Here is a 26482-nt window from a genome sequence, read left to right as displayed (position 1 = left end):
TGAACTCCGGGTGTGGTCTCTGTCATAGCCGGTATGCCCGGGGAAGGTCGGGTTGCACCCGGGTACCGGCCGAGCACCGCGCGGGTGCCGCCCGGTGGCCCTCCCGGGCGACGACTCGGCCGGTCGGAGCAGTGTCCGGCCGGGTCGGGGCGGCGTCCGGGGCGGGGTGCGGGGGGAGCGCACCGGGGCGTTGACGGGGCGTCCGGGCCGTTCCGTACGCCCTTCGGCGGCTTCCCGCGAGGCGGCGGACGATCTTCGGCGTGTCCGGGCGGGCGTTCGGCGCCGGATAGGCTAAGGCGCACGGTCCGCGGGCCGCTTGCCGGCGGTGCGGACCCGACACGCCACCCAGCAAGGAAGGTCCGCACGTGTTCAGCTCCGGTGCCACCGGTCTGTCCGACGCGTCCTCGACGCCCTCCGCTCCGACGCCGGCCCCCAGCCCCACCGCGCAGCTGCCGAACCTGGACCTGCGGATCCCGACCAGCGCACAGGAGGTCTCGGACACCACCAAGCAGGCCGCCAGCTGGTTCGACACCCACTGGCAGAGCTGGCTGGCCTCGGGCCTGCGGATCGTCTTCATCGTGCTGCTGGCGCTGGTGCTGCGGGCCATGCTGCGCAAGCTGATCACCCAGCTCATAGGGCGGATGGCGCGCACCCCGGAGCACCAGGAGGAGAGCCGGCTGGGCGGACTGCTGGCCAACACCGGGGTCGTGAACCCGGAGCGGCGCCAGCAGCGATCGGAGGCGATCGGCTCGGTGCTGCGCAGCGTGGCCTCCTTCACCATCCTGGGCACGGCGGCACTGATGGTGCTCTCCGCACTGGGCGTGAACCTGGCGCCACTGCTGGCGAGCGCCGGTGTGGCCGGTGTGGCGATCGGTTTCGGCGCCCGCAACCTGGTCACGGACTTCCTCTCCGGGGTCTTCATGATCATGGAGGACCAGTACGGCGTCGGCGACGAGATCGACACCGGGGTGGCCAGCGGCACAGTGCTGGAGGTCGGCCTGCGGGTGACCAAGCTGCGCGGCGCGAACGGCGAGATCTGGTACATCCGCAACGGCGAGGTGAAGCGGATCGCCAACATGAGCCAGGGCTGGGCGACCGCCTCGGTGGACGTCCAGATCGGCTACAAGGAGGACCTGCTGCGGGTCGAGGACCTCATCCTGCGGACCGCCGAGGAGCTGGCCAAGGAGGCACCGTACGACGAACTGGTCTGGGCGCCGGTGTCGATCCTGGGCCTCGAATCGGTCGCGGCGGACTCGGTGATGGTGCGGGTCGAGGCACGGACCGCGCCCGGCAAGGCCCCGGCGGTCTCCCGGGCGCTGCGGCAGCGGCTGAAGGTGGCCTTCGACCGGGCCGGGATCAAGGTCAAGGAGGAGACCCCGGCGGCGGCAGCAGCAGCGACGGCGGGCTCGGCGACCGGAGTGGTGATCGCGCCCGCCCCGGCCGCGGCGATCGAGCAGGCAGCGCCGTCCGCGCTCGCCGACCCGAACTCGGCCCGCTTCCGGGCCAGCGAGCCCATCCCGGTACCGAAGTCGGAGCCGTAGTCGACCCCGGAGCCGAAACAGCCCCCGCAGAGCGGACCAGAGCCCCGCTCCCACCCCGGCGGTTCCCGGGGGGCAGCCACAGAACGGGGACGGTCCCGCCGCCGACGGTTGAGGGCGGCGGTGGTGCGAGTCGGCCGGTAGGGAGCGGGACGGGGGAAGTCGAGGAACTGCCCTCCCTCGTAGCCGTTGTAAACGCCGGCGTGCGGCTGCTCGACGTCCAGTGCGGTGGACCGGCCCACGAACTCACCTCGGGAGCCGTCCTGCTGACCGAGGTGTCGTCCGGCCGGGCTCGCACATCGAGGAGGGGGCACACTCCCACCTGCAGCTGTTGAATCCCTCCCTGGCCGCTGCCGCCCGGGCACCGGACGTTCGTGATCCGGGAAATCGTCGTGGCTCCGGATCCGCGCCGGCAGGGGTCGGACCGGGAGCTGCACGCGGCCGTACACGAAGGGGCCCAGGTCGAGCGCGTCACGCTGGAGTCCGCCGCGGGCACCGCCGGACTCTCCCACGAAGCCCCGTCGCGCCATCGGCGGTTTCCGGCGGGCGGGCCTTTCACGTTCCGCGCCCCCTGCACAGGAAGTCGGCCCAGCCGACTTCCTGTGCAGGGGGCGCGGAAAATCCGCGCTGTCTGCGCCGTCCGGTAACGCTTCGGCATCCTCCGCTGCACCGGCCATTGACACCCCGCTCACGCGGCACTTACGGTCCTTGCCAAGCGACTGGAAAGTTTCCTAACAGTTCTCTCGGACGAGCCGAAGGAGGAGGATTCCAAGCATGATCAGGAGCACCGCCAGGGTCCCCCTCGCCGGCACGCCGAGCCTGCTGCGGGCCATCAACGACCGCGCCGCCCTCGAACTACTGCTGGAGAACGGCCCGCTCTCCCGCACCCAGATCGGCACGCTGACCGGGCTGTCCAAGCCCACCGCCTCCCAGCTGCTGGCCCGGCTGGAGGCGGCCGGGCTGGTCCTGCCGGTCGGCACCACGGCGGGTGGTCCGGGGCCCAACGCGCAGCTGTACCAGGTGAATCCGGCCGCCGGGTACGTCGCCGGGCTGGACGTCACCAACAGCGGGATCCGGGTCGCGGTCGCCGACATCACCGGCACCACGCTGGCCGAACACACCGTCACCACCAAGGGCGTGCCGGCCGCCGAGACCGTTCCCCGGGTCGCTGCCGCGGTGGCCGAGGCGGTCCGGGCCGCCGGGCTCGCCGAGGGCAGCCTGCGCACCGTGGCGATCGGCGTCGGCGGCGCCCCCGACCCGGTCACCGGCAAGCTGCGCTACGCCTCCCACCTGCCCGGGTGGCACTCGCCGCGGCTGGTCGAGGAGTTGTCCGAGGCGATCGGCGCGCCGGTGTCGATCGAGAACGACGTGAACCTGGCCGCCGTCGCCGAGCAGGCCTCCGGCGCGGCGGCGGGCTTCGAGGACTTCGTGCTGCTCTGGGCCGAGGCGGGCGTCGGCGCCGCGATCGTGATCGCCGGTCGGCTGCACCGCGGCTTCACCGGCGGCGCCGGGGAGGTCGGCTACATGCCGGTGCCCGACTCACCCGTCGAGTGGGACTCCCGCCGCCGCAAGTTCGGCGGGTTCCAGGCCCTGGTCGGCGCACCCGCCGTCCGGGCGCTGGCCCGCGAGCACGGGCTCGGCGCGCCCACCGCCGAGGAGTCGATCGCCAAGGCGCTGGCCACCCCGGGCGCCGGCGACGTCTTCCTCGCCGAACTGGCCGGGCGGCTCGCCGTCGGGCTGACCGTGATCGTCGCCGTGGTCGACCCCCAGCTGGTGGTCCTCTCCGGCGCGGTGCCGACCGCGGGCGGCGAACGCCTGCGCGCCCTGGTCGAGGTCGAACTGGCCAAGCTCTCCATCGCCCGGCCGGAGGTGCGGAGCAGCGCCCTGCCCGGCTCCCCGGTGCTGCTCGGCGCCCTGCAACGCGCCCTGTCGGACGCCCGCGAGGCGGTCTTCTCCACCCACTGACGCCGCCGCCCACCGACACCGCCACCCACCGAGGCTCCCACCCACCGACGCTCCCCGCACCCACCTCTCCCCACCCCCCGAACGCGGGACCCGAGGCGACGCCGCCTGCCCGCGCACTCCCAGGAGGACCTCGTAGTGCACGCCACCACCTCCCGCCGAGGCCGCCGCACGATCGTCGCCGTCGCCGGCAGCGCCGTCCTGGCCCTGCTCGCCACCGCCTGCACCGGTTCCAGCGACTCGGGCGGCAGCGACGACTCGGCCAGCGGCAAGGACGTCACCATCACCTTCTGGCACGGCTGGAGCCAGGACAACGAGACCAAGGCGATCAACGACAACATCGCCGCCTTCGAGAAGACCCACCCCAACATCCACGTCAAGGCCGTGGGCAACATCCCGGACGACAAGGTCAACCAGGCCCTGCGGGCCGGCGGCGACGACGCGCCCGACGTGGTCTCCTCCTTCACCACCAACAACGTCGGCATGTTCTGCTCGACCAAGGCCTTCATCGACCTCAAGCCGCTGCTCCAGAAGAGCGGCATCGACGCGGCCAAGACCTTCCCGGCCGCGATGCTCAACTACACCCAGTTCCAGGGCGACCAGTGCTCGCTGCCGCTGCTCGGCGACGCGTACGGCCTGTTCTACAACAAGAAGGCCTTCGCCGACGCGGGCATCGCCAACCCGCCGAAGACCTTCAGCGAGTTCGCCGCGGACGCCGCCAGGCTGACCGTCCCCGACGGCGACTCGTACAAGCAGCTCGGCTTCATGCCGCTGTACCACGGCTACGAGTCCACCACCGAGCACTTCCTCGGCCAGTACGGCCCGACCTACTTCGGCGCCGACGGCAAGTCGAACATCGCCACCGACCCGAAGGTCGCCGCGATGCTCAAGTGGCAGAAGGGCCTGGTCGACCAGCTCGGCGGCTACGCCAAACTGGAGAAGTTCCGCTCGACCTTCGGCGAGGAGTTCAGCGCCAAGAACCCCTTCCTCACCGGCCAGGTCGCGATGGCCATGGACGGCGAGTGGCGCACCGCCGCGCTCGCCGACAACAAGCCCGACTTCGAGTGGGGCACCGCCGCTTTCCCCGTCCCGGACGACCAGGCCGACACCTACGGCCGCGGCTACCAGACCGGCACCATCGTCGGCATCGCCGGCACCAGCAAGAAGCAGGCCGCCGCCTGGGAGTTCGTCAAGTACCTGACCACCGACACCGACGCGGTCGTCGGCTTCGCCAACGCGATCCACAACGTGCCCAGCACCTTCGAGGCGCTCGACTCGCCGAAGCTGGTGAGCGACGACAACGTCAGGACCTTCCTGGACATCGCCAAGAACGCGCACTCCGGCACCACCCCGCCGGCCGTCAACGGCAGCGCCTACATCGTGTCCCTGCAGAACCTGGGCTACGACTACGAGTCCGGCAAGCAGACCGACCTCCAGGTCGGCCTGAGCGCCACCGCCAAGCAGATCGACACCGACATCGCCCAGGCCAAGTAAGCGCCGCGAACGGCCCACGGAGCTCCCATGTCACTCGCGTTCGGCACCCGCAAGGGAAGCGGCGGCAAGGCCGGCGCCGGACCGACCGACCCGGCGGCGCCCTCCACGCAGCACCTGCTGCGCCGGAAGCGCCGCCGGGAGGCGGCCCGCACCCTCGCCTTCCTCTCCCCCTGGCTGATCGGGTTCAGCGTCTTCTTCGTCTACCCGCTGGTCTCCACCGCCTACTTCTCCTTCACCCAGTACAACGGCTTCGGCCAGCCGACCTTCAACGGCCTCAAGAACTGGGACTACGTCTTCAACCAGTTGCCGACCTTCTGGCAGGGCCTGCGCAACACCCTGTGGCTGGTCGCCGTCATGGTGAGCCTGCGGGTCGCCTTCGGCCTCGGTGTCGGGATGCTCATCACCAAGGTCAAGACCGGCACCGGCTTCTTCCGCACCGTCTTCTACCTGCCGTACCTGGCCCCGCCGGTGGCCGCGACCGTCGCCTTCGCCTTCCTGTTCAACCCCGGCACCGGCCCGGTCAACCACCTGCTCGGCGAGCTCGGCCTGCCGCAGCCCGGCTGGTTCGCCGACCCGGACTGGTCCAAGCCCGCGCTCACCCTGCTCGCCATGTGGGGCGTCGGCGACCTGATGGTCATCTTCATGGCCTCACTGCTGGACGTCCCCAAGGAGCAGTACGAGGCGGCCGCGCTGGACGGCGCCGGACCGTTCCAGCGGTTCCGGTACGTCACCCTGCCGAACATCTCGCCGATCATCATGTTCGCGGTGGTCACCGGGGTGATCCAGACCATGCAGTACTACACCCAGGCGATCGTCGCCGGGAAGGTCGCCAGCGGCATCGCGGGCAACTCCGGCCAGCAGTTCGAGCCCGGCTACCCGGGCGGCTCCACCTGGACCCTGCCGCAGATGGTCTACAACCTCGGCTTCCAGCACTTCAACTACGGCGCGGCCTGCGTCGTCGCCCTGGTGCTGTTCGCCATCTCGATGGCCGTCACCTCGATCCTGCTCCGCCGCAAGTCCGGCTTCATGGCGAGCGACGACTAGCGGGCCAGTGAGGACCTGATCATGACTCTTGGCAACACACTCACCGAGGCGCCGGCCACGGCCGGCTCCACCCGCCCCCGCGGCCCCGGCAGTCCCGCCGCCCGGGCCGCCCGGCGCCGCGCGCTGCTCAACTGGGTGGCCGTCCACTCGTTGGCCATCGCCGCCGCGCTGTTCTTCCTGCTGCCCTTCGTCTTCGTCTTCCTCACCTCGGTGATGGACGACCGGCAGGCACTCACCACCGACTACTGGCCCACCCACTGGGAGTGGGGCAACTACAGCAAGGTGTGGGACACCCCCGGCTTCCTCACCTGGTGGCGCAACACCCTGCTGTACGCCGGCGCGGGCACGCTGCTGACCATCGTCTCCAGCCTGCCGGTCGCCTACGCGCTCGCCAAGTTCCGCTTCCGCGGCCGCAACCTGGCGCTGATGGCGGTCATCGCGATGATGATGCTGCCGCCACAGGTCACGGTCATCCCGATGTACCTGTTCTGGGCCAAGCAGATGGGCCTGAGCGGCTCGCTCTGGCCGCTGATCATCCCGATGGCCTTCGGCGACGCGTTCTCCATCTTCCTGCTGCGCCAGTTCCTGATGACCATCCCCAACGAGTACATCGAGGCGGCCCGGATCGACGGCTGCGGCGACCTGCGCACCCTGCTGCGGGTGGTCCTGCCGATGGCCAGGCCCGCCATCGCGGCGGTCGCGCTGTTCCAGTTCTTCTACTGCTGGAACGACTACTTCGGCCCGCAGATCTACGCCAGCAACGAGCGCGAGGCCTGGACCCTCAGTTACGGACTGGAGTCCTTCAAGGCCGCCCACCACACCAACTGGAACCTCACCATGGCCGCCACGCTACTGGTGATGGCGCCGGTGATCATCCTCTTCTTCTTCGCTCAGAAGGCCTTCATCGAAGGCGTGACACTGACAGGGGTCAAGGGCTGATGTCCGCACCGAAGACGTCCGGAGCTTCCTCGCTCAAGCTGGCCATCGTCGGCGGTGGTTCCACGTACACCCCGGAACTGATCGACGGCTTCGCCCGGCTGCGCGACACCCTGCCGGTCGGCGAGCTGGTGCTGATCGACCCGGCCGCCGAGCGGCTGGAGCTGATCGGCGGGCTCGCCCGGCGGATCTTCGCCAAGCAGGGGCACGCCGCGGTCGTCACGGTGACCACGGACCTGGCGGCGGGCGTCGCGGACGCCGACGCCGTCCTACTTCAGCTGCGCGTCGGCGGGCAGGCGGCGCGCAACCAGGACGAGACCTGGCCGCTGGAGTGCGGCTGCGTCGGGCAGGAGACCACCGGCGCCGGCGGGCTCGCCAAGGCGCTGCGCACCGTCCCGGTGGTGCTGGACATCGCCGAGCAGGTGCGCCGGACCAACCCGGACGCCTGGATCGTCGACTTCACCAACCCGGTCGGCATCGTCACCCGGGCGCTGCAGACCGCCGGTCACAAGGCCGTCGGGCTGTGCAACGTCGCCATCGGCTTCCAGCGCAAGTTCGCCGGGCACCTCGGGGTGGACCCGGGGCTGATCCGGCTCGACCACGTCGGGCTCAACCACCTCACCTGGGAGCGCGGGGTGACCCTGCTGGACGCGCCGGGCGCCTCCGGCGGGCGGGAGGTGCTGCCCACGCTGCTCGGCGACTTCGGCAAGGAGATCGCCGAGGACCTGCACCTGCCGCAGGCCGTCATCGCGCGGCTCGGCGTCGTACCGTCCTACTACCTGCGGTACTTCTACCAGCACGACGCGGTGGTCGCCGAGCTGAAGGAACAGGGCTCGCGGGCCGCGCAGGTCGCCGAGATCGAGCGGCAGTTGCTGGAGATGTACGCCGACCCCACCCTGGACACCAAGCCCGAACTGCTCGGCAAGCGCGGCGGCGCCTTCTACTCGGAGGCCGCCGTCCAGCTGATCGCCGCGCTGCTCGGCACCGGCGGCGGGACCTCCGTCCAGGTGGTCAACACCCGCAACGACGGCGTCCTGCCCTTCCTGCCGGACGACGCCGTCATCGAGGTGCCCGCCGAGGTCGACGCGGCGGGCGTGCGCCCGCTGCCGCAGCGCCCGCTGGAGCCGCTGTACGCCGGCCTCGTCGCCGCCGTCACCGCGTACGAGCACCTCGCCCTCGACGCCGCCCTGCGCGGCGGGCGCGACCGGGTCTTCGACGCGCTGCTCGCCCACCCGCTGGTCGGCCAGATCGAACAGGCCGACCGGCTCACGGACCGGCTGCTCGCCCACAACCGCGAGCACCTCGCCTGGGCCTGACCCGGCGAAACCGTCCACCCCCGGCCGACGACACCCCCGGCCGGGCACCCCCGGCCGACGACTTCCCGGCCGGGCCACGTACGAGCCGCGGGGACTTGATGACCCACCAGCCCGAACCACTCCTGCCCGGCGTCCTCGCCATCGACGCGGGGAACTCCAAGACCGACGTCGCCCTGATCGGCGCCGACGGCAGCATCCTCGGCACCGCCCGCGGCGGCGGCTTCGAACCCCAGAAGATCGGCGGCGCCGCAGCCGTCGCCGGCCTCACCCCGCTCGTCGAACAGGCCGCGGCCCAGGCCGGCCACCCGGGCTGGCGCGGCGTGCTCACCAGCCACGTCAGTGCCTGCCTCGCCAACGCCGACCTGCCGGTCGAGGAGCAGGGCCTGCGCGACGCCCTCGAATCCCACCCGTGGGGCGTCAGCAACACCGTCGTCAACGACACCTTCGGCCTGCTCCGGGCCGGCACCGACGGCCCGCGTGGCGTCGCCGTCGTCTGCGGTGCCGGGATCAACTGCGTCGGCCTGCTGCCGGACGGCCGCACCGCCCGCTTCCCCGCCCTCGGCGAACTCACCGGCGACTGGGGCGGCGGCTCCGGCCTCGCCATCACCAGCATGTGGCACGCCGTACGGTCCGAGGACGGCCGCGGCGGGCCCACCGCGCTCGCCCGCGCCATCGCCGAGCACTTCGGCCTGCCCAGCGCCGGCGCCGTCGCCGAGGCCGTCCACCTCGGGCACCTGCCGAGCGCGCGGCTGCACGAGATCGCGCGGGTGCTGTTCGCGGTCGCGGGCGACGGGGACGCCATCGCCCTGGAGCTGATCGACCGCCAGGCCGACGAGATCGTCCGGCTCGCGGTGGTCGCGCTCGGACGCCTCGAACTGCTGGACACCCCCACGCCGGTCGTGCTGGGCGGTGGCGTGCTCGCCTCCGAACACCCGCTGCTGCTCGACAACCTGAAGGCGCGCCTCGCGCAGGCCGCGCCGCTGGCCGAGCCCCGGGTGGTCGTCGCGCCGCCGGTGCTGGGCGCGGCACTGCTCGGGCTCGACCACCTGGAGGCCGGCGCGCAGGCGCAGACCCGGCTGCGCGAGGCCTACGAGGGGCCGCGGCGGGCCGCGGCCTGACGCCCGCTCGACGACTTCCCTCCCCCGCCGGATCCGCACGTCCGGCGGGGGAGGGAACCGCGCTCCCGGACGGGGGTGAGCTGCCCGGCCCATACGGTGTAGAGGCTCCCCTCAACTGTTGATAGTCCGCTGCGCTACGCGCATCAACGCCCTGCCACCTGCGGGCTTTTGATGTTCGAGGCGGTACGTGTGGGTTTTCTTTGCGCTCGCCGTCGTTGACCCGGTTTCAGCGGCTCTGCTTTGCTTCGGGCCGTCGACGGCGGAACGGTCCCCCATCCCCACTTCGCCGACTGCTCGTGACGAGCGGTCCGCCGTTCCGTGCTGCCGTCGTCGTACTCCCCTTCGTCCCCCCACGGTGCCGCCGCGCCCTACCGGCGTGCGGTCGGCACATGAGAGAGGAACCCTCACGATGGGCATGTCCCCCACCTCCCGCCGGACGCGGACCCGGGCCCTGACCGGGCTCAGCGCGCTGGCGCTCGCCGCCGCCGGCTTCGCCGCCGCCCCGGCCGCCCAGGCCGACCAGCCGACCAGTGAGTTCGCCGGGAACAGCCACCCGTACCGGCACGGCGCCGTCCCCACCAAGGAGGGTGCCGAGCACGCCAACGCCTCCTCCGCGGCCGCGGCCCGCACCTCCAACCTGAAGTTCGGCGGCAGTGTCAGCGGCGTCGGTGTCACCACCGGCGCGCCGCAGGTGTACCTGATCTTCTGGGGCTCCCAGTGGGGCACCCAGGGCACCGACTCCAACGGGTACACCACCCTCTCCGGTGACCCGTCGGGCGAGGCCGTCCGCGCGCAGCAGCTGTTCAAGGGTCTGGGCACCAACAACGAGACCTGGTCCGGCGTCATGACCCAGTACTGCGAGGGCGTCGCCAAGGGCGCCACCAGCTGCCCGTCGACCGCCGCGCACGTCGGCTACCCGACCGGCGGCGCGCTGGCCGGCGTCTGGGTGGACTCGTCGGCCGCCGCCCCAGGCCAGGCCACCGGCAACCAGATCGCCAAGGAGGCCATCGCGGGCGCCGCGCACTTCGGCAACACCACGGCGGCCTCCAACCGCAACGTGCAGTACGTGGTGCTCTCCCCCACCGGCACCCACCCGGACGGCTTCAACACCTCCACGGGCCAGTTCTGCGCCTGGCACGACTGGAACGGCGACACCACGCTGAGCGGCGGCGCCGCCTCCTCCCCGTACGGCAACCTGGCGTTCACCAACGACCCGTACGTGACCGACATGGGCAGCTCCTGCGGCCAGAACTACGTCAACAGCGGCAGCGCGGGCCTGCTGGACGGCGTGACCATGGTGTACGGCCACGAGTACTCGGAGACCGTCACCGACCAGTTCCCGGCCGGCGGCTGGACGGACTCGTCCGGCGCCGAGAACGCCGACAAGTGCGCCTGGAAGGGCGTCGGCGGCACCGGCGGCTCGCAGAACGTGAACTTCGCGACGGGCTCGTTCGCCATGCAGGGCACCTGGTCGAACGCGGTCAGCGGCTGCCAGATCTCGCACGCGATCGTCCCGTGACGATCGGACGCCCCGTGACGGTCTGACGCGGGGAACGGCGCCGGGGTGGGCTGTGCGGGCCCACCCCGGCGCTCTCGCGTTCCCGGGCCGGCTCGGCGCTCCCTACGGGCTGACCAGTCCGAACTCGTAGGCCTGGATGACCAGGTGGACCCGGTCGCGGGCGTCGAGCTTGGTGAAGAGCCGGGCGACGTGGGCCTTGGCGGTGGCCACGCTGATGGTGAGCTCCTGGGCTATCTCGGTGTTGGACAGACCGCGCCCGACCAGGGTGAGCACCTCGCGTTCGCGCTCGGTGACGCCCCCGGTGACGGCCCGCCTGGGCTGCCGTCCGGCGGCGGCGTCCGGGCGGGCGGCGAACTCGCCGATCAGCCGGCGGGTGATGCCGGGGGCGATCAGCGCGTCCCCGGCGGCGACGACCCGGACGCCGTCCAGGATGGTCTCCAGGGCGAGGTCCTTGACCAGGAAGCCGCTCGCGCCGGCCCGCAGCGCGCCGTACACGTAGTCGTCGTCGTCGAAGGTGGTGAGGACGAGGACGTGGGTGGGCAGGTCCGGGTCGGCGGTGATCCGGCGGGTGGCCTCGATGCCGTCCGTGCCGGGCATCCGGATGTCCATCACCGCGACGTCGGGGCGCAGCCGGGCCACCAGGTCGACGGCCTCGGCGCCGTCACCGGCCTCGCCGACCACCTCCAGGTCCGGGGCGTCGGCGATGAGCACGCGCAGGCCGGTGCGGATGAGCGGCTGGTCGTCCACCAGAACGACACGGATCACGGTCCCACCTCCAGGGGGATCGGCAGTCGGGCGGCGACCCGGAAGCCGCCTTCGGGGCGCGGGCCGGCACTGAACTCGCCGTGCAGCAGGGCGACCCGCTCGCGCATGCCGGCGATGCCGTAGCCGGCGCCGGGGGTGGCCGTCGCCGCTCCGGCACCCAGGTCGACGACGGCGACGGTCAGTTCGTCCGGCCGGTAGTCGACGGTGACGTGGCAGTCGCGGGTGCCGGAGTGCTTGACCACGTTGGTCACGGCTTCCTGGACGATCCGGAACGCGGCGAGGTCGACGTCGGCGGGCAGTGCGCGCGGCTCGCCGCCGCGGGTCACCGCGACCCGGACGCCGGCGCCCGCGCCCTTCTCCACCAGCCGGTCCAACTCGGCCAGCCCCGGGGCGACTTCGAGCGGCGCGGACTCGTTCTCGCCGGCCCGGAGCGCGCCGAGCATCCGGCGCAGCCCGGCCAGGGTCTCCCGACTGGTGACCTCGATCGCGTTCAGCGCGTTGCGGGTCTCGGCGGGCTGGGTGTCCATGACCCGGCTGCCCATGCCGGCCTGGATCGCGATGATGCCGATGTTGTGCGCGACCATGTCGTGCAACTCGCGGGCGATCCGCAGCCGTTCGGCGGTGACGGCCTGCTCGGTGGCGCGGCCGCGCAGGGCCTCGGTGTGGGTACGGCCCTGGTGGACGGTGTTCCCGACCAGCCAGGCGATCAGCGCGGTCGCGGCGAGGCCGCCGAAGGCGAACGGGTTGACGGGGAAGCCGGCGGCCAGACCCCGGACGAACAACCCGGCGAGCGTGGCGAGCGGCAGTCCCAGGGAGCTCAGCGAGACGCGGCGGGAGCGGGTGGCCGCGCAGTAGCCGACCACCGCGTCGGCGATCAGGAACTGGAGCACGGGGGTCTCCGGGACCTTCCACATCCCGAGCGAGTAGACGCTGCCCGCCAGTGCCCCCGCGACGGCGGCCAACGGCATCCTGACGAGCAGCGTCGCGACCAGGGTGGTGACGACCGCGGTGACCACCAGCGGCATGTCCTCCGGGTTGCCCTGATAGTCGAAGAGGTGGTGCAGCTCGCCCTCGCGGGTGAAGAAGCGGAACACGACCAGGGCAGCCCAGAACGCCCCCACCCACACCCCGGCGGGCAGGCGCCTGAGCAGCGGCGGACGGGCTTCGATGATCATGACGCGATGGTAGCCGCGGCCCGTCCGGCGGCACATCGGCCCGGGGGCGTAATCCCCGGGGCCAGTGCGGCGGCGGCCGGTTGTGGCCCGCCGCCCGATGCCGCACCCGGGCGCCGACCGGCAGCGTTGTCCCCGTGATCGAGATCGAGCGACTGACCAAGCGGTACGGCGCCACCACGGCCGTCGACCAGTTGACCTTCACCGTCCGGCCGGGCACCGTCACCGGCTTCCTCGGCCCCAACGGCGCCGGCAAGTCCACCACGCTGCGGATGATCCTGGGCCTCAACACCCCCACCGAGGGCACCGTCACCGTGGCGGGCGTGCCCTTCGCGAGCCGGCCGCGCGGGCTGCGGCACATCGGCGCGCTGCTGGACGCGGGCGACGTGCACGGCGGGCGCACCGCCCGGGCGCACCTGTCGGCCCTGGCCCGCAGCAACCGCGTCCCGCTCGGGCGGGTGGACGAGGTGCTGGCGGAGGTCGGGCTCGGCAAGGCCGCCGGGCGGCGGATCGGCGGCTACTCGCTGGGCATGAAGCAGCGGCTCGGCATCGCGGGCGCGCTGCTCGGCGACCCGCCGGTGCTGCTCTTCGACGAGCCGCTGAACGGGCTGGACCCGGAGGGCGTGCTGTGGGTGCGCGGGCTGTTCCGGCGGCTCGCGGACGAGGGGCGGACGGTGTTCGTCTCCAGCCACATGATGGCGGAGATGGAGCACACCGCCGACCGCCTGGTGGTGATCGGACGCGGACGGCTGATCGCCGACGAGAGCCTGGCGGAGTTCTCGGCCCGCAACGCGGCGACCTCGGTGGCCGTGCGCACACCCGAACTCTCGCTGCTGGCGCCGTCCTTGCGCGCGGAGGGGGCCGAAGTACGGGAGATCGAGCCGCAGTTCGGAATCGTCACCGGCATGCCCGCCGAGCGGATCGGCGAACTCGCCCTGCGGGACGGCGTGGTGCTGGCCGAGCTCGCCACCCGCACGTCCTCCCTGGAATCCGCGTTCATGTCCCTGACCGCCGACAGCGTCGAATACCTGGCTGGAGAGGCCCGATGAGTACCGTCATTGCCCTGGGCCTCGCCGAACCGGCGCCCCGGTTCACCGACCTGCTCGCCGCCGAGTGGATCAAACTGCGCTCGCTGCGGTCGACGTACTGGGTGCTGGCGCTCGCCTCGCTGGTGGCGATCGTGATCAACATCAACGCCGTGCACAGCGACCTGACGTACATCGACCACCCGCCGGCGCCGATACCCGGCCTGCCACCGTACAAGTACGACCCGCTGTACCACGGCCTGAGCAACATCGCCGGCTACGTGATGGCGATCGCCGCCGGCAGCCTCGGGGCGATCACCGTGTTCGGCGAGTACACCACCGGCATGATCCGCACCACCTTCGCCGCCGTGCCCGAGCGGCGTGGGGTGATCGCCGCCAAGGTGCTGCTGATCGGCGGGATCACCGCGCTGGCGGGAGCCGTGGTGTCGACGGTGTCCTTCTTCACCACAAACGCCATGCTGGCCTCCCGGCACGTCGGGCTCTCCATCACCGAAGGCGTCAGCCTGCAGGCCGTCCTCGCCTACGCGGCGATCGTGCCGGTCTGCGCGCTGATCGGGATGGCGCTGGGCGCGGTGCTGCGGCACGCCACCGCCTCGATCGTGTCGCTGGTGCTGCTGATGTTCATCCTGCCGCTGATGTTCGCCGGGGACCGCTACCGGTGGTTGCACGAGATCGGCAGCCACCTGCCGCTATCCACCGTCAACCGGCTCACCTACAACCCCGACTCCTTGACCACGATCAGCAAGTGGGCGCCGAGCGTGCTGGACTCCTGGACCACCATGGGCGTGTGGGCCGCCGTCGCGGTGGCGGTGACGATGGTCGTGGTGCGGCGGCGGGACGTGTGAAGTCCCGCACGATCACCGGATGTCGAGACGCCGCGCGGTCGCGGCGGGCAGCGGGTACGGGCGCTCCGGCGGCAGCAGCCGCTGCGCCTTCGCCGCCTGCCCGCCCCGCACCAGCGCGGCGATCCGCTGTACCTGCGGGGTGAGGTCGGTGAGCCCGGTGACCCACTCCTCGGCGAAGGTCCGGACCAGTGACCGGCCGACGCCCACCTGGATGCTGTAGTGGTTCAGCGCCGCCCCGCGCAGCGTCCGCTCGGGATCCCACTGCACATGGACCTCCGCCCGGGCCACCTCGTCCGGGTGCGCCGTGGTCAGCACGGCGCGACCGAGCACCTCCTCCCAGCCGGCCCGGGTGATCCGCACCGCCAGCACCCGGGTCTGCCCCGGCTTCTGCGCCCAGTTGCTGCGGTGCATCAGCCAGCGGAACGAGGGCTTGATCCAGGTCATCCGGCCGAAGCTGAACGGCGGCACGAACCGGCCCGCCGCCAGCGCGGCGTCCGCGACGGCGGGCGGGTAGGCCTGGTAGAGCACGATCGTCCGGTCGTCGTGGTCGGCGCGGATCTCGCGCAGCGCGGTCATCGCACACCCCCTGGTCTCCGTACCCCCGGCCGCCGGAAACCGTGGTCTCCGTACCCCCTGGCCCGGCACGCTGCCAGGCCGGGCGGGCCGGCGCAACGGGATTCCGCCGCGACCGCGGAACGGGGCCGGGCGCCGGCCGCCGGGCGGGTCAGGCCGTGGCCGCGCCGGCCTTGCCGCGGAAGGCGGCGAGGGTGGCGGCCGGGACGCCGCAGGTGGGGAGGAAGGAGGCGGCGCCGCCGTGGTGGGTGCGGACGCGGTCGAGGAAGACGGACATGGCCTCGGCCGGGGCTTCCAGGAGGGGCGCGGGGATGGTGAGGTGGCGGCCCTGGGAGTCGGTGACGCGGGAGGTGGAGCGGTCGTTGAGGGCCGTGCGGTGGCGTTCGGCGAGGCCGGCGAAGATCTGCGGGAGGGCGTCGGTGGTGCGGGCGTAGTCGGCGACGATGCGGTCGACGGGGACGCCGAGGAGGTCGAGGAGGAGCGCGGTCAGCAGGCCGGTGCGGTCCTTGCCGGCCGCGCAGTGCAGCAGCACGGCGCCGGGACGGACGGTGGCCTCGACGGCGGCGGCGACCGCCCCGGGGGCGGACTCGGCCAGCAGCACGTAGAAGTCGCCGAGGTCGGCGGGCGTGACCATGGTGCTCATCCGCGCGGTGAGCGCGTCGGTGGCGGGGTTCACCGGGGCCGCGACGACGGCTATCCCGGCGGCCTCGGCGGCGGCCCAGTCGGCGGGGTCGGTCTCGCGCGGGTCGCGTAGGTCCACGATGGTGCGGATGTCGCAGGCGCGCAGCTGGGCGACGGTGGCCTCGTCGGCGGCCGGGAACGGCTGGGCGGAGCGGTACAGCACGCCGGGGCGGACCCGACGGCCCTCGGGGTCGCCGAGGACGGCGGCGTCGCGGAAGTTGACCAGGGACATGCGGGAGGCCTTTCGGTGGAGCCGCGCTCGGGAGGGGTGGGACGTCCAGGCGAACATCCAGACGTCTAGATGTCTAATTAGCCCCTCCGGGGGTCGCCGGGCAAGCGGCGGCCGACGGGCGCTCCCTCCATCCCACTCCCGTCCGAGGGCCGGGGCGAGCCGAGCGGGGCGAGCCGAGCGGGGCGGCGGGCTCGGGGCGGCGGGCTTCGTAGGATCGAGCGTGTGGCGACGAACCCTCCTGGCACCCCGAGCACCCCGAGCACCCCGCTGTACCGCCGCCTGGCGCGCCGGCTCCAGGAGCGCATCGACGCCGGCGCGTACCCGGCGGGCGCCCGGCTGCCGAGCGAGCCGGAGCTGAGCGCCGAGTTCGGTGTGAACCGGCTGACCGTGCGGCAGGCGGTGGCGGAGCTGGAGCGGGCGGCCGTGGTGGAGATCCGCCGGGGCGTGGGCACCTTCGTCCGCCCGCCCGCCGTCCGCGTGTCGATCGCCGTGGACCCACGCAGCCAGCGCTTCGACCTCGGCAGCGTGCACGCCGCACTGCCCTACGGCGGCCCGGACGGTTCGGACGGCGGTCGGGGCGACGGCGGTCGGGGCGACGGCGAGTTCGTCGTCGCCGCACCGCCCGTGACCGGCTCGGCGGACGACGCGGAAGCGGCCCGCCAGCTGGGCCGAGAGCTCCGGGAGCTGTCCCGGGTGGACTCGGTGATCCGGCTGGGCGGGCGGGCCCGGGCGGCCTGCAGCTACTGGGTGCCGTTCGGCCCGCTGCCCGCCGAGCTCGTCCGGCCGGGCCGTCCCGGGAACCTGGTGCTGGATCTGGCGCGGGCCGCCGGGGTGGAGCTGGAGTACGACTGGCGGGCGTTCGGCGCGGTCGGCGCGGATCTCGCGGACGCCGAGCTGCTGGGCGTCCCGCCGGGCACCGCGCTGCTGGTCCGCGAGGGGGTCAGCTGCACGCCGGACGGCGCACCGACGCTGTACGTGCGGCGGCGGATCGACGGCAGCAGCGCGCGGTTCGTCCTGCACTTCCGCGACCGGTAGCGCCCGGGCTCCGCGACCGGTGGCGCCGGGTGTCCGGGACCGGTCGCGCCGGTCCCGGGCCGTATCGATCCTGCTAATGTTCAGCGCCGAAATACCAGGTCGTACGGGGGATGGCAGGACACGGTGACCGAGGGGATCGAGCACGACATACCCACCGAGCTGGCCGAGGCGTACCTCGACCTGCTCGCCGACGTCTCCCGCACCGGCCGGCTGCTGCGCCGCGACGAGCTGGAGGGTCTGCGCAAGCTCGGCGAGCACTGCGCGGAGGCCGGGTACGGGCTGCGCGAGGTGGTGGCGCACTGTCTGGCGGCGGCCCGCCGGGCCTGGCAGACGCTGCCCGGGACGACCGCCGCGAGCAGCGTCAACGAGCTGCGCCGGATGGGCGACGCCGTCCTCGCCGCCACCGACACCGCACTGGCGGCACTCGGCGAGGGGCACGAGCGCGCTCAGCGCCTGGCGGTCCGTCAGGAGGAGGCGGCCAGACGGGAGTTCATCGACGACCTGCTGTTCGGCCGCAGCGACCTCGGTCTGCTCGCCGAGCGCGCGGAGCGGTTCGGGCTGCGGCTGGCGGGCGCGTACACGGTGGCGGTCGCGGTGGGCGACGAGGCGTTCGCGGACGTGCATCCGCTGGTGCACCGGGTGGAGCGGGAGCTGGCCGGGCGGTTCGGCGAGCGGGACGTGCTGCTGGCCAGCAAGGACGGCCGGCTGGTCTGCATCGCCCCGGACTCCGAGCGGGCGGTGCTGGAGGCCTTCGCCGACCTGACGCTGCGCCCCGGCTCGGGGTACCGCCCGGTGCTGCGGGTGGCCACCGGCCGCCGGCACTCGGGGCCGAGCGGGGTGCTGCGCAGTTACGAGGAGGCACTGGACGCGCTGGACTACGCGCAGCGCCTGCGGCTGCCGGCCCAGCAACTGAAGGCGGAGGAGTTGCTGGTCTTCCCGGTGCTGATGCGCGACCGGGCGGCCATGGCGGACCTGGTGCGCAGCGTGCTCGGCCCGCTGAGCGAGGCGCGCGGCGGCGCCCGTCCACTGCTGGACACCATCGCGGTGCAGGCGGAGGCCGCGTACGTGAACGCGGAGGCGGCGCGCCGGCTGGGGCTGAGCGTGCGCACGCTGGGCTACCGGCTGGAGCGGATCAGGGCGCTCACGGGGTACGACCCGTCGGACGCGCTGCAGCGCTTCACGCTGGAGACGGCGGCGATGGGCGCGCGGCTGCTGAACTGGCCGGAGCAGCCCCTCTAGCCCCGTCGCCGCAAACCGGCGGGAGCCCGTTACGACAGCCCGGCAACCATCCTGTTGCCGGGCTGTTGCAGTGTCACGTGGGTCGCGCGTACCAGGGTGTCAAAGAGCCGTAAAGATTGCCGGATCCTGGCAATGTGCGGCGGGCGCCCCCACTGCCATGATCTCCCCGGCGCCGAAGCGCGGTGCCGTGGGGAGGGCGGGGGAGCGTGGCCGGGATGGGGGGATTCTTCGCGGCCGCGCTGGCCTTTCCGACCGCGCTGTTCAGCTTCGCGCTGGTGGTGGTCGTCGGGTACTGGCTGCTGATGCTGCTCGGCGGACTGGGGTTCGGCGCCGTGCACGGGGGGCACGGCGGCGGGCACCACCTGGAAGCCGGGCACGCCGGCCATGTCGGGCACGGCGGTCATGTGGGTCACGTCGGGCGCGGTGCCGGGGGGCACGGTGCCGGGGGGAACGTGGCACACGGGACGCCCGGCGGGCACGGCACCGGCGGCCACGACGTGGCCGACGGGGGGAACGGGGGCAAGGGCGCCCGCACGGGGGCCGACCACCACGGGGGCGTGCTGGACGCGCTGGGGCTGGGCGGGGTGCCCGTGACGGTGGCGGTGTCGCTGCTGGTCGCGCTCGCCTGGTTCGTCAGCCTGGCCGGCACCGTGCTCACCTCGGGGGCGCCGGCGCGCGGCGGAGTGTTCGCCGTCGCGCTGGTCGCCTCCTGGGCGGGCACCCGGGTGCTCGTCAAGCCGCTGAGGCGGCTCTTCCCGCAGGACCGGCCGACCACCCGGGGGGACTTCGTCGGCCGGGTCTGCGTGATCCGGACCGGCCGGGTGACGGCCGACTTCGGGCAGGCCGAGGTCACCGCCGAGGACGGCTCCACCGCGACCGTCCAGGTCCGCACGGCCACCCCGGAGCCCGGGCTGACGGTCGGGCGGACCGCCCTGATCTTCGACTACGACGCCGAGGGCGAGCACTTCCTGGTGGCGCCCTTCGACCCGTCGCCGCCGGGCCTCACCTGAGACCCCGCCCCCGGGGCCTCACAGCTGACGCCCCGCCACTTCACTTCCATCGCTTTCCTCTTCGCACCAACTCGCCATCTCGTCAAAGGACTCCGTGATGGACACCATCGCCGTGGGTTTCGGCGTGCTCGTCGCCGTCGTGCTGCTCATCGTGCTCGCCATGCTGCTGTTCGTGGGCCGCCTGTTCCAGAAGGTCGAGCAGGGCAAGGCCCTGATCGTCTCCCGGACGAAGAAGGTGGACGTCACCTTCACCGGCGCGATCGTCCTGCCGGTCCTGCACAAGGCCGAGCTGATGGACATCACCGCGAAGACGGTGGAGATCCACCGGGCCGGCCGGGACGGACTGATCTGCCGCGACAACATCCGCGCGGACATCCGGATCTCCTTCTTCGTCCGGGTGAACAAGACCGTCGAGGACGTCGTCAAGGTGGCGCAGTCGATCGGCACCGTCCGGGCCAGCGACCCGCAGGCGATCCAGGACTTCTTCGCCGCGAAGTTCGCCGAGGCGCTCAAGACCGTCGGCAAGCAGCTGGACTTCACCGACCTGTACACCCACCGGCACGAGTTCCGGGACCAGATCATCGCGGTCATCGGCACCGACCTCAACGGCTACACGCTCGAGGACGCGGCCATCGACCACCTCGAACAGACTCCGATGAGCCAGCTGGACGGCGACAACATCCTGGACGCCCAGGGCATCCGCAAGATCACCGAGCTGACCGCGATCGAGCACGTGCGCACCAACGAGTACCAGCGCACCGAGGAGAAGGAGATCACCCGGCAGAACGTGGACGCCCGGGAGACCGTCCTGGAGCTCGAGCGCCGCCAGGCCGACGCCGAGATCCGCCAGCGTCGCGAGATCGAGACCCTGCGGGCCAAGGAGGACGCGGTGATCGCCCGGGTGCAGGAGGAGGAGCGACTCAACGCGCAGACCGCCTTCCTGCGCACCGAGGAGGTGCTCGGGGTGCAGCGGGAGAACCAGGCCCGTGAGGTCGCGGTGGCGCAGAAGAACCGCGAGCGGGTGATCGCGGTGGAGAACGAGCGGATCGAGAAGGACCGCCTGCTGGAGGTCGTCGGCCGCGAGCGGGAGACCGAACTCGCCACGATCGCCAAGGTGAAGGAGGTCGAGTCGGCCAAGCGGGACGTCGCCGACGTGGTCCGCGAGCGGGTCGCGGTGGACCGGACCGTCGCCGAGCAGGAGGAGGCCGTCAAGACGCTGCGCGCCGTCGAGGAGGCCGAGCGCGTCCGCAAGGCCGTCGTCATCCAGGCCGAGGCGGAGGCGCAGGAGAAGCTCGTCAAGGACATCAAGGCCGCCGAGGCCGCCGAGCAGGCCGCCGCACACAAGGCCCGCGAGGCGCTGGTGCTGGCCGAGGCCCGGCAGCGGGCCGCCGAGCTGGACGCGGCCGCCAAGATCCGGATGGCCGAGGGCGTCCGGGCGGAGGCCGCCGCCGAGGGCCTGGCCCGCGTCCAGGTGCGGGAGCAGGAGGCCGCGGCGGTGGAGAAGGTGGGTCGCGCCGAGGCCGTCGTCCAGACGGAGAAGGCCAAGGCCGCCGCGCTGGAGGTCGGTGCCAAGCTGAAGGCCGAGGCCGAGGGCCTGACCGAGAAGGCCGCGGCGATGGCCAAGCTGGACGAGGCCTCGCGCGGGCACGAGGAGTACCGGCTGCGGCTGGCCGCCGAGAAGGACGTCCGGCTGGCCGGGCTGGACACGCAGCGGCAGATCGCCGAGGCGCAGGCCGCGCTGGTCGCCGCCGGGCTGGAGAAGGCCAAGATCGACATCGTCGGCGGGGACTCGGTCTTCTTCGACAAGCTGGTGCAGTCGGTGACGGCCGGCAAGAGCGTGGACGCCTTCGTCGGCCACTCGCAGACCGCCCAGGCCCTGGCCGGCCCCTGGCTGGACGGACGGGCCAGCTTCACCGAGGACCTCACCCGGGTGCTGTCCTCCGTCTCCACGGCCGACGTGCAGAACCTGACGGTGTCCGCGCTGCTGATGAACCTGATCGGCTCGGGGGCCGGCGAGCAGTCCGGACAGCTGCGCCAACTGCTGGAGTCGGCGCGGAAGCTGGGCGTCGCCGAGACCCCGATCGGGGCGCTGGCCTCGATGAACGGCTCCAGGTAGCCACCCGGCAGTCCGTCGTCACCCGACGGTCGGACCCACCCGGCGGTCGGCCCCGCCCAGCAGTCAGCAGTCACCCACTGAGCACCCGAGGAACTGACCGTGGACGTCCTCGACGCCCGGCTCGACGCCGGCACCTACGAGGTCCTGCGCGACCGGCTCGCCCGGTCCGCCGCCGAACTCGCCGACCGAGCCCGGGCGTTGAACGCCCGCCGGGTCGAGGAGTTCGGCGGCGGGGAGCTGCGGCTGGCCGGCACCGGGCGGCTCACCACCGCCCGGGCCTGCCTCCCGCAGGACCTCACCGCCGTCGGCGGGCTGCTGCTGCTCGGCACCCGCCCGACCGACGCCGAGGACGGCGCCGAGGACTTCGCCGACGTCCTCGGCCTCCACGGCCCCGACCTCTCCGCCGCCCCCGCCGGGGGCAGCCTGCTGGACGACCCCCGGCTGCGCCAGGACCTCACCGACCTGCGGCGCTACTTCCGCGACGCCCGCCTGGAGCGGCTGCGCCCGGTGGAGGGCCGGCTGCTCGCCGTCTTCCGCACCGGCCCGGCCGCCACCGACGTCCGGGTGCTGCGCTGGCGCCTCGACGACAGCGCCGACGACGCCCTGCCCGCCTACCTGGACGGGCGCGGCGAGCGCGACCACACCCCCGCCGACGGGCAGCAGCTCGCCTGGACCGCGCTGACCCGCGACGACCAGCTGCCGGCCGGCCCCGGCCGCCCGCCCCGCGCCGACCTGGCCGGCGAACTCCACCTCGGCGTCGACGGCGGCCGGCTGACCCTCGCCACCCCGGACGGCCGCGAGCTGCACCGCGAACCGCTGGCCGAGGCCCTGCAGACCCTCGCCGACGCCCAGATCGGCCACGCCCGGCTCGGCACCCTGCTGCTGGTGCGCGTGCGCCCGTACCAGGAGGAGACCGTCCGGCACCTGGTGGTGCACCTGCCCACCGGCAAGGTCACCCGGATCGACGCGCTCGGCCAGGCCTGCCTGCGGCTGCCCGCCGACCAGGGCGTGGCCTTCCCCGGCGGCTGCCACCTGGTGGACGGCACCGTGCGCACCTTCGACCAGCCGGTGGCCGGCCTGGCGTACGAGCGCACCGTCGTCTCGCCCAACGGCGAGGACGTGCTGTACGAGTTCCGCTCCCCCGCCGACGGCCGCGCCCTGCTGCAGCCCTACAACAGCGTCCGCCAGGAGGCCGCCGCCCCGCTGCCCTGCCAGGGCTACGCGCTGCTCGCCGACGGCACCCTGATCGCCCTGCGCCCGGCCGAGGACGGACCCACCCGGCTGCACCCCGTCCAGCTCTGGCAGACCCCGTTCACCAGCGAACGTTTCGCCGCGCAACAACCCCCCGGCACCGGGCCGCTGGCCCGGATCGGCAACGCCGACCTGGTCCGCGGCCTGGCCGACTGCCTCGCGCTCGCCCGGCTCGCCGCGGCCGGCGCCGACACCCCGGCCGGCCACCGGGCCGTCCTCGCCGCCTGCACCCGCACCGCCGACCGGCACCACTGGCTCGGCCAGAGCGGCCTCGGCGACCTCGCCGCGCCGCTCGCCGAGATCCGCGACACCGCCCGGCAGGTCATCGCCGAGTACGACGCGATCGCCCAGCTCACCGCGCACGCCGCCCGGCAGACCGACGAGGCGGCCGAGCACGTCGAGGGCCTGCTGCGCACCGCCCGCGGCGAGACCCTCGCCGACGCCGCCGAATGGGTCGACCGGCTCGCCGGGCTGCGCCGCGCCCAGGGCCGGGTCGAGGCGCTGCGCGACCTGCCGCGGGCGGACCCGGAGCGGATCGACACGCTCGCCGCGCACCTCGCCGAGGGCCTGGCCGAGGCCGCCGACCGCGCCGTCGTCCAGCTCGCCGAACCCTCGGCCTTCGAACCGCACCGGCAGCGGGCCACCGAACTGGCCGAGCAGTGCGCCGCCATCGCCACCGCCGCCGAGGCCGAGCCGCTGGGCCTCGAACTGAGCACCCAGAGCGAGGCGCTGCAGACCGTCACCGAGCTGGTCGGCACCCTCGACCTGGCCGACGCCACCACCCGCACCGCGATCCTGGACCGGCTCGCCGACGTCCTCGGACTGCTCAACCGGGCCCGGACCGCGCTCACCGTCCGCCGCCGGGAGCTGCGCACCCACGAGGCCGCCGCCGAGTTCGCCGCCGAGACCGCCCTGCTCGCCCAGGCCACCACCGCCGCGCTCGCCGCCGCCGACACCCCCGAGGCCTGCGACGACCGGCTCGGCCGGCTCCTGCTGCGGATCGAGCAGCTCGAGACCCGCTTCGCCGACGCCGACCCGGCCCTCGGCGAGCAGCTCACCGACCGGCGCACCGAGATCCACGACGCGCTCACCGCCCGCCGCCAGCACCTGCTGGAGGAGCGGGCCCGCCGCGCCGACCGGCTCGCCGCCTCCGCCGAACGCATCCTCGACACCCTGCACCGGCGCCTGGCCGCTCTGGACACCGCCGCCGAGATCGACGCCGCGCTCGCCGCCGACCCGACGGCCGTCAAACTCCGCGACCTGGCCGGCCAGTTGACCACTCTCGGCGACCGGGTCCGGGCCGAGGAACTGACCGGACGGCTGCGCGCCGCCCGGGGCCGCGCCCAGCGCGCCCTGCGCGACCGCGCCGAACTCGCCGGGGACGGCCCCGGCACCCTGCGGCTGGGCCGGCACCTGTTCGCCGTCACCACCCAGCGGCCCGAACTCGCCCTCGTGCCCTGGCGCGGCCGCCCCGCCTTCACCCTCACCGGCACCGACTACCGCTCCCCCGTCACCGACCCGGCCTTCGCCGCCACCGAACGCTACTGGGACCGCCCGCTGCCCTCGGAGACCCCGCGGCTGTACCGCGCCGAGTACCTCGCCGCGAGCCTGCTGCCGGCCGCCGAATCGGGCTCGCTCGCCGACTCGCTCGCTGCGGACGCGGACCTGCTGGAGTACGTCCGGCGGGCCGCCGAGCAGCGGCCGGACGAGGGCTACCAGCGCGGCGTGCACGACCACGACGCGGCGCTGCTGCTCCGCGCCCTGCTCGAACTCGGCGCCGACGCCGGACTGTTGCGGCACCCGGCGGGCGCCCGGGCCGCCGCGCAGCTGTACTGGGCGTACGGCGCGGACGAGCGGCAGCGGCTGCTCTGGCACACCCGGGCCCGCTCGCTCGGCCTCGCCCGGCAGGCCTTCGGCGGCGTGCCCGCGCTGGACGCGCTGGCCGCCGAACTCTCCGCCGCCGTCGCCAGGTTCACCCACGGAGCGGACACCCCCGGCGCGGCCGCCGCCGGACCGTACCTGGTGGCCGAACTCGCCGCCGACTCACCCACGTTCGTCTACTCGGCGGGCGCGGCCGCGCTGCTCGACAAGTTCCGCGCCGCCCCCGAGTCGGCCGGCCTCACCGAGGCGCTGGCCGCGCTGCCCGACGAGCCCGGGCTACTGCCCGTACGGCGCCAGCTCGCCGCGGCCTGGCTGGAGGCGGGCGCCGCCGACGCCGACCCGGCCGACCTCGCCGAGGCGGCGGCCGTGCTGCTCTGCCCGTCGCTGCCGCGCCGGCCGGTCGAGGGCGCGGTCGGCACCCGGCTGACCGGTCTGCTCGGCGACCACCCGCGGCTCGCGGGCGGCGCGCTCGACCTGCGGCTGGACGAACTGCTCGCCCGGGTCCGCGCGTTCGAGGAGGTCGAGGTGCCCGGCTACCGGGCCTACCAGAAGCTGCGCGGCGAGCTGCTGGCCGCCGAGCACGCCCGGCTGCGGCTCGACCAGTACCGGCCCGCCCCGCTCAACGGCTTCGTCCGCAACCGGCTGATCGACCAGGTGTACCTGCCGCTGATCGGCGACAACCTCGCCAAGCAGCTCGGCACGGCGCAGTCCGGCGGACCGGTCGACCGCAGCGGCCTGCTGCTGCTGGTCTCCCCGCCCGGCTACGGCAAGACCACCCTGGTCGAGTACCTCGCCGAGCGGCTCGGCCTGCTGCTGGTCTCCGTCAGCGGCCCCGCACTCGGCCACCGGGTCACCTCGCTGGACCCGGCCGAGGCCCCCGACGCCACCTCCCGGCGCGAGGTCGAGAAGCTCAACTTCGCCCTGCACGCGGGCGACAACGTGCTGCTCTACCTGGACGACGTCCAGCACACCTCGCCCGAGTTCCTACAGCGCTTCATCCCGCTGTGCGACGCGCAGCGCCGGATCGACGGCGTCTGGGACGGCGAGGCCCGCGAGTGGGACCTGCGCGGCAAGCGCTTCGCCGTCGTCATGGCCGCCAACCCGTACACCGAGTCGGGCCGGCTCTTCCGGCTGCCCGACATGCTCGCCAACCGCGCCGACGTGTGGAACCTCGGCGACGCCGTCGCCGGGCGCGACGACCTCTTCGCGCTCAGCTTCGTCGAGAACGCCCTGCCCGCCAACCCCCACCTGGCCCCGCTCGCCACCGCCGAGCGCGCCGACCTGGACACCCTGCTCGCCCGCGCGGCCGGCGTCCCCGGCGGCACCCTGACCGGCGCCTGGCCCGCCGCCGAGGTCGAGCGGATGACCGCCGTCCTCGCCGGCCTGCTCCACCTGCGTACCACCGTCCTGGCCGTCAACCGCGCCTACCTGCACTCCGCCGCCCAGGACGACCGCACCCGCACCGAGCCCCCGTTCCTGCTCCAGGGCTCGTACCGCAACATGGCCAAGCTCGCCCAGCGCCTCGACCCCGCCCTCACCCGGCCCGAACTCGACGCCCTCCTCGCCGACCACTACCGCGCCGAGGCCCAGCCGCTGGGCGCCGACGCGGAGGCGCAGTTGCTGAAGCTGGCGCAGCTGCGGGGGGTGCTGACGGAGGCGCAGGCGCAGCGCTGGGAGGAGCTGAAGCGCGTCTGGCGGGGCTGACGGGC

19 protein-coding genes are annotated in these 26482 nt (G+C 73.5%); 15 read left to right on the top strand and 4 right to left on the bottom strand.

The features are described 5' to 3' along the window. Nucleotides 1-365: 365 nt before the first annotated feature. From ACZ52R_RS11545 to ACZ52R_RS11510, 8 genes are all read left to right on the top strand, one after another. Complete coding sequence (locus ACZ52R_RS11545; protein ID WP_465753378.1) at nt 366-1541, top strand: mechanosensitive ion channel family protein; 1176 nt, start codon at nt 366-368, stop codon at nt 1539-1541. Nucleotides 1542-2312: 771 nt separating this feature from the next. Continuing rightward, complete coding sequence (locus ACZ52R_RS11540; RefSeq protein WP_465753377.1) at nt 2313-3503, top strand: ROK family transcriptional regulator; 1191 nt, start codon at nt 2313-2315, stop codon at nt 3501-3503. A 135-nt stretch (nt 3504-3638) separates the two neighbouring features. Then, nucleotides 3639-4994 carry an ABC transporter substrate-binding protein gene (locus ACZ52R_RS11535; protein WP_465623075.1) on the top strand — a complete coding sequence of 452 codons (1356 nt, stop codon included), beginning with the start codon at nt 3639-3641 and terminating at the stop codon, nt 4992-4994. Nucleotides 4995-5021: 27 nt separating this feature from the next. Then, nucleotides 5022-6038, top strand: a complete 1017-nt coding sequence (locus tag ACZ52R_RS11530) for a carbohydrate ABC transporter permease (RefSeq protein WP_465753376.1) — start codon at nt 5022-5024, stop codon at nt 6036-6038. 21 nt (nt 6039-6059) lie between these two features. Continuing rightward, the gene (locus ACZ52R_RS11525) at nt 6060-6977 is read left to right on the top strand and encodes a carbohydrate ABC transporter permease (protein ID WP_465623071.1); all 918 of its coding nucleotides are present in this window, start codon (nt 6060-6062) and stop codon (nt 6975-6977) included. Further along, on the top strand, nt 6977-8290 hold the full coding sequence (locus ACZ52R_RS11520) for a 6-phospho-beta-glucosidase (RefSeq protein WP_465623069.1): 1314 nt from the start codon (nt 6977-6979) through the stop codon (nt 8288-8290). Before ACZ52R_RS11525 ends, ACZ52R_RS11520 begins: the two co-directional genes overlap by 1 nt. A 98-nt stretch (nt 8291-8388) precedes the next feature. After that, entirely contained in the window at nt 8389-9408 is a 1020-nt protein-coding gene (locus ACZ52R_RS11515; protein ID WP_465623067.1) for an N-acetylglucosamine kinase, read from the top strand. A 409-nt stretch (nt 9409-9817) separates the two neighbouring features. Beyond that, nucleotides 9818-10927, top strand: coding sequence for a hypothetical protein (locus tag ACZ52R_RS11510; protein ID WP_360503369.1), 1110 nt, complete (start codon nt 9818-9820; stop codon nt 10925-10927). A 102-nt stretch (nt 10928-11029) separates the two neighbouring features. Here the strand turns inward: ACZ52R_RS11510 and ACZ52R_RS11505 are convergent, their stop codons facing one another. Both ACZ52R_RS11505 and ACZ52R_RS11500 read right to left on the bottom strand, forming a co-directional pair. Beyond that, a complete protein-coding gene (locus ACZ52R_RS11505) occupies nt 11030-11692 on the bottom strand; it encodes a response regulator (protein WP_465623064.1) in 663 nt (220 codons plus the stop codon). After that, nucleotides 11689-12867 (bottom strand): sensor histidine kinase, encoded by a 1179-nt coding sequence (locus ACZ52R_RS11500; protein WP_465662587.1) that lies wholly within the window; start codon nt 12865-12867, stop codon nt 11689-11691. The genes ACZ52R_RS11505 and ACZ52R_RS11500 overlap by 4 nt, the downstream gene beginning before the upstream one ends. Nucleotides 12868-13001: 134 nt before the next feature. Between ACZ52R_RS11500 and ACZ52R_RS11495 the strand changes: the two genes are divergently transcribed. Then, complete coding sequence (locus tag ACZ52R_RS11495) at nt 13002-13913, top strand: ABC transporter ATP-binding protein (RefSeq protein ID WP_465662585.1); 912 nt, start codon at nt 13002-13004, stop codon at nt 13911-13913. After that, the gene (locus tag ACZ52R_RS11490; protein ID WP_465753375.1) at nt 13910-14755 is read left to right on the top strand and encodes an ABC transporter permease; all 846 of its coding nucleotides are present in this window, start codon (nt 13910-13912) and stop codon (nt 14753-14755) included. The genes ACZ52R_RS11495 and ACZ52R_RS11490 overlap by 4 nt, the downstream gene beginning before the upstream one ends. A gap of 12 nt (nt 14756-14767) precedes the next feature. Here ACZ52R_RS11490 and ACZ52R_RS11485 read toward each other — a convergent pair whose 3' ends face one another. Beyond that, complete coding sequence (locus tag ACZ52R_RS11485) at nt 14768-15331, bottom strand: DUF4291 domain-containing protein (RefSeq protein ID WP_465753374.1); 564 nt, start codon at nt 15329-15331, stop codon at nt 14768-14770. 148 nt (nt 15332-15479) lie between these two features. Continuing rightward, nucleotides 15480-16241 carry a tyrosine-protein phosphatase gene (locus ACZ52R_RS11480; RefSeq protein WP_465753373.1) on the bottom strand — a complete coding sequence of 254 codons (762 nt, stop codon included), beginning with the start codon at nt 16239-16241 and terminating at the stop codon, nt 15480-15482. A 222-nt stretch (nt 16242-16463) separates the two neighbouring features. On the opposite strand from ACZ52R_RS11480, the gene ACZ52R_RS11475 reads away from it, so the two are divergent. The 5 genes from ACZ52R_RS11475 (at nt 16464) to ACZ52R_RS11455 (ending at nt 26477) form a co-directional block, all read left to right on the top strand. Next, nucleotides 16464-17276: a GntR family transcriptional regulator gene (locus ACZ52R_RS11475; RefSeq protein ID WP_465753372.1), complete on the top strand. Its 813-nt coding sequence runs from the start codon at nt 16464-16466 to the stop codon at nt 17274-17276. A gap of 123 nt (nt 17277-17399) precedes the next feature. Continuing rightward, on the top strand, nt 17400-18515 hold the full coding sequence (locus tag ACZ52R_RS11470) for a PucR family transcriptional regulator (RefSeq protein ID WP_465623051.1): 1116 nt from the start codon (nt 17400-17402) through the stop codon (nt 18513-18515). Between the two features lie 215 nt (nt 18516-18730). Further along, on the top strand, nt 18731-19525 hold the full coding sequence (locus ACZ52R_RS11465) for a hypothetical protein (protein ID WP_465753371.1): 795 nt from the start codon (nt 18731-18733) through the stop codon (nt 19523-19525). Nucleotides 19526-19622: 97 nt separating this feature from the next. Beyond that, entirely contained in the window at nt 19623-21641 is a 2019-nt protein-coding gene (locus ACZ52R_RS11460) for a flotillin family protein (protein WP_360503397.1), read from the top strand. Between the two features lie 99 nt (nt 21642-21740). Beyond that, a complete protein-coding gene (locus ACZ52R_RS11455; RefSeq protein ID WP_465753370.1) occupies nt 21741-26477 on the top strand; it encodes a DNA repair ATPase in 4737 nt (1578 codons plus the stop codon). The last annotated feature ends 5 nt before the right edge of the window (nt 26478-26482 follow it).

It is taken from the genome of Kitasatospora sp. NPDC034023 (assembly GCF_055575795.1).
This window is presented reverse-complemented; position numbering and strand designations above follow the sequence as displayed.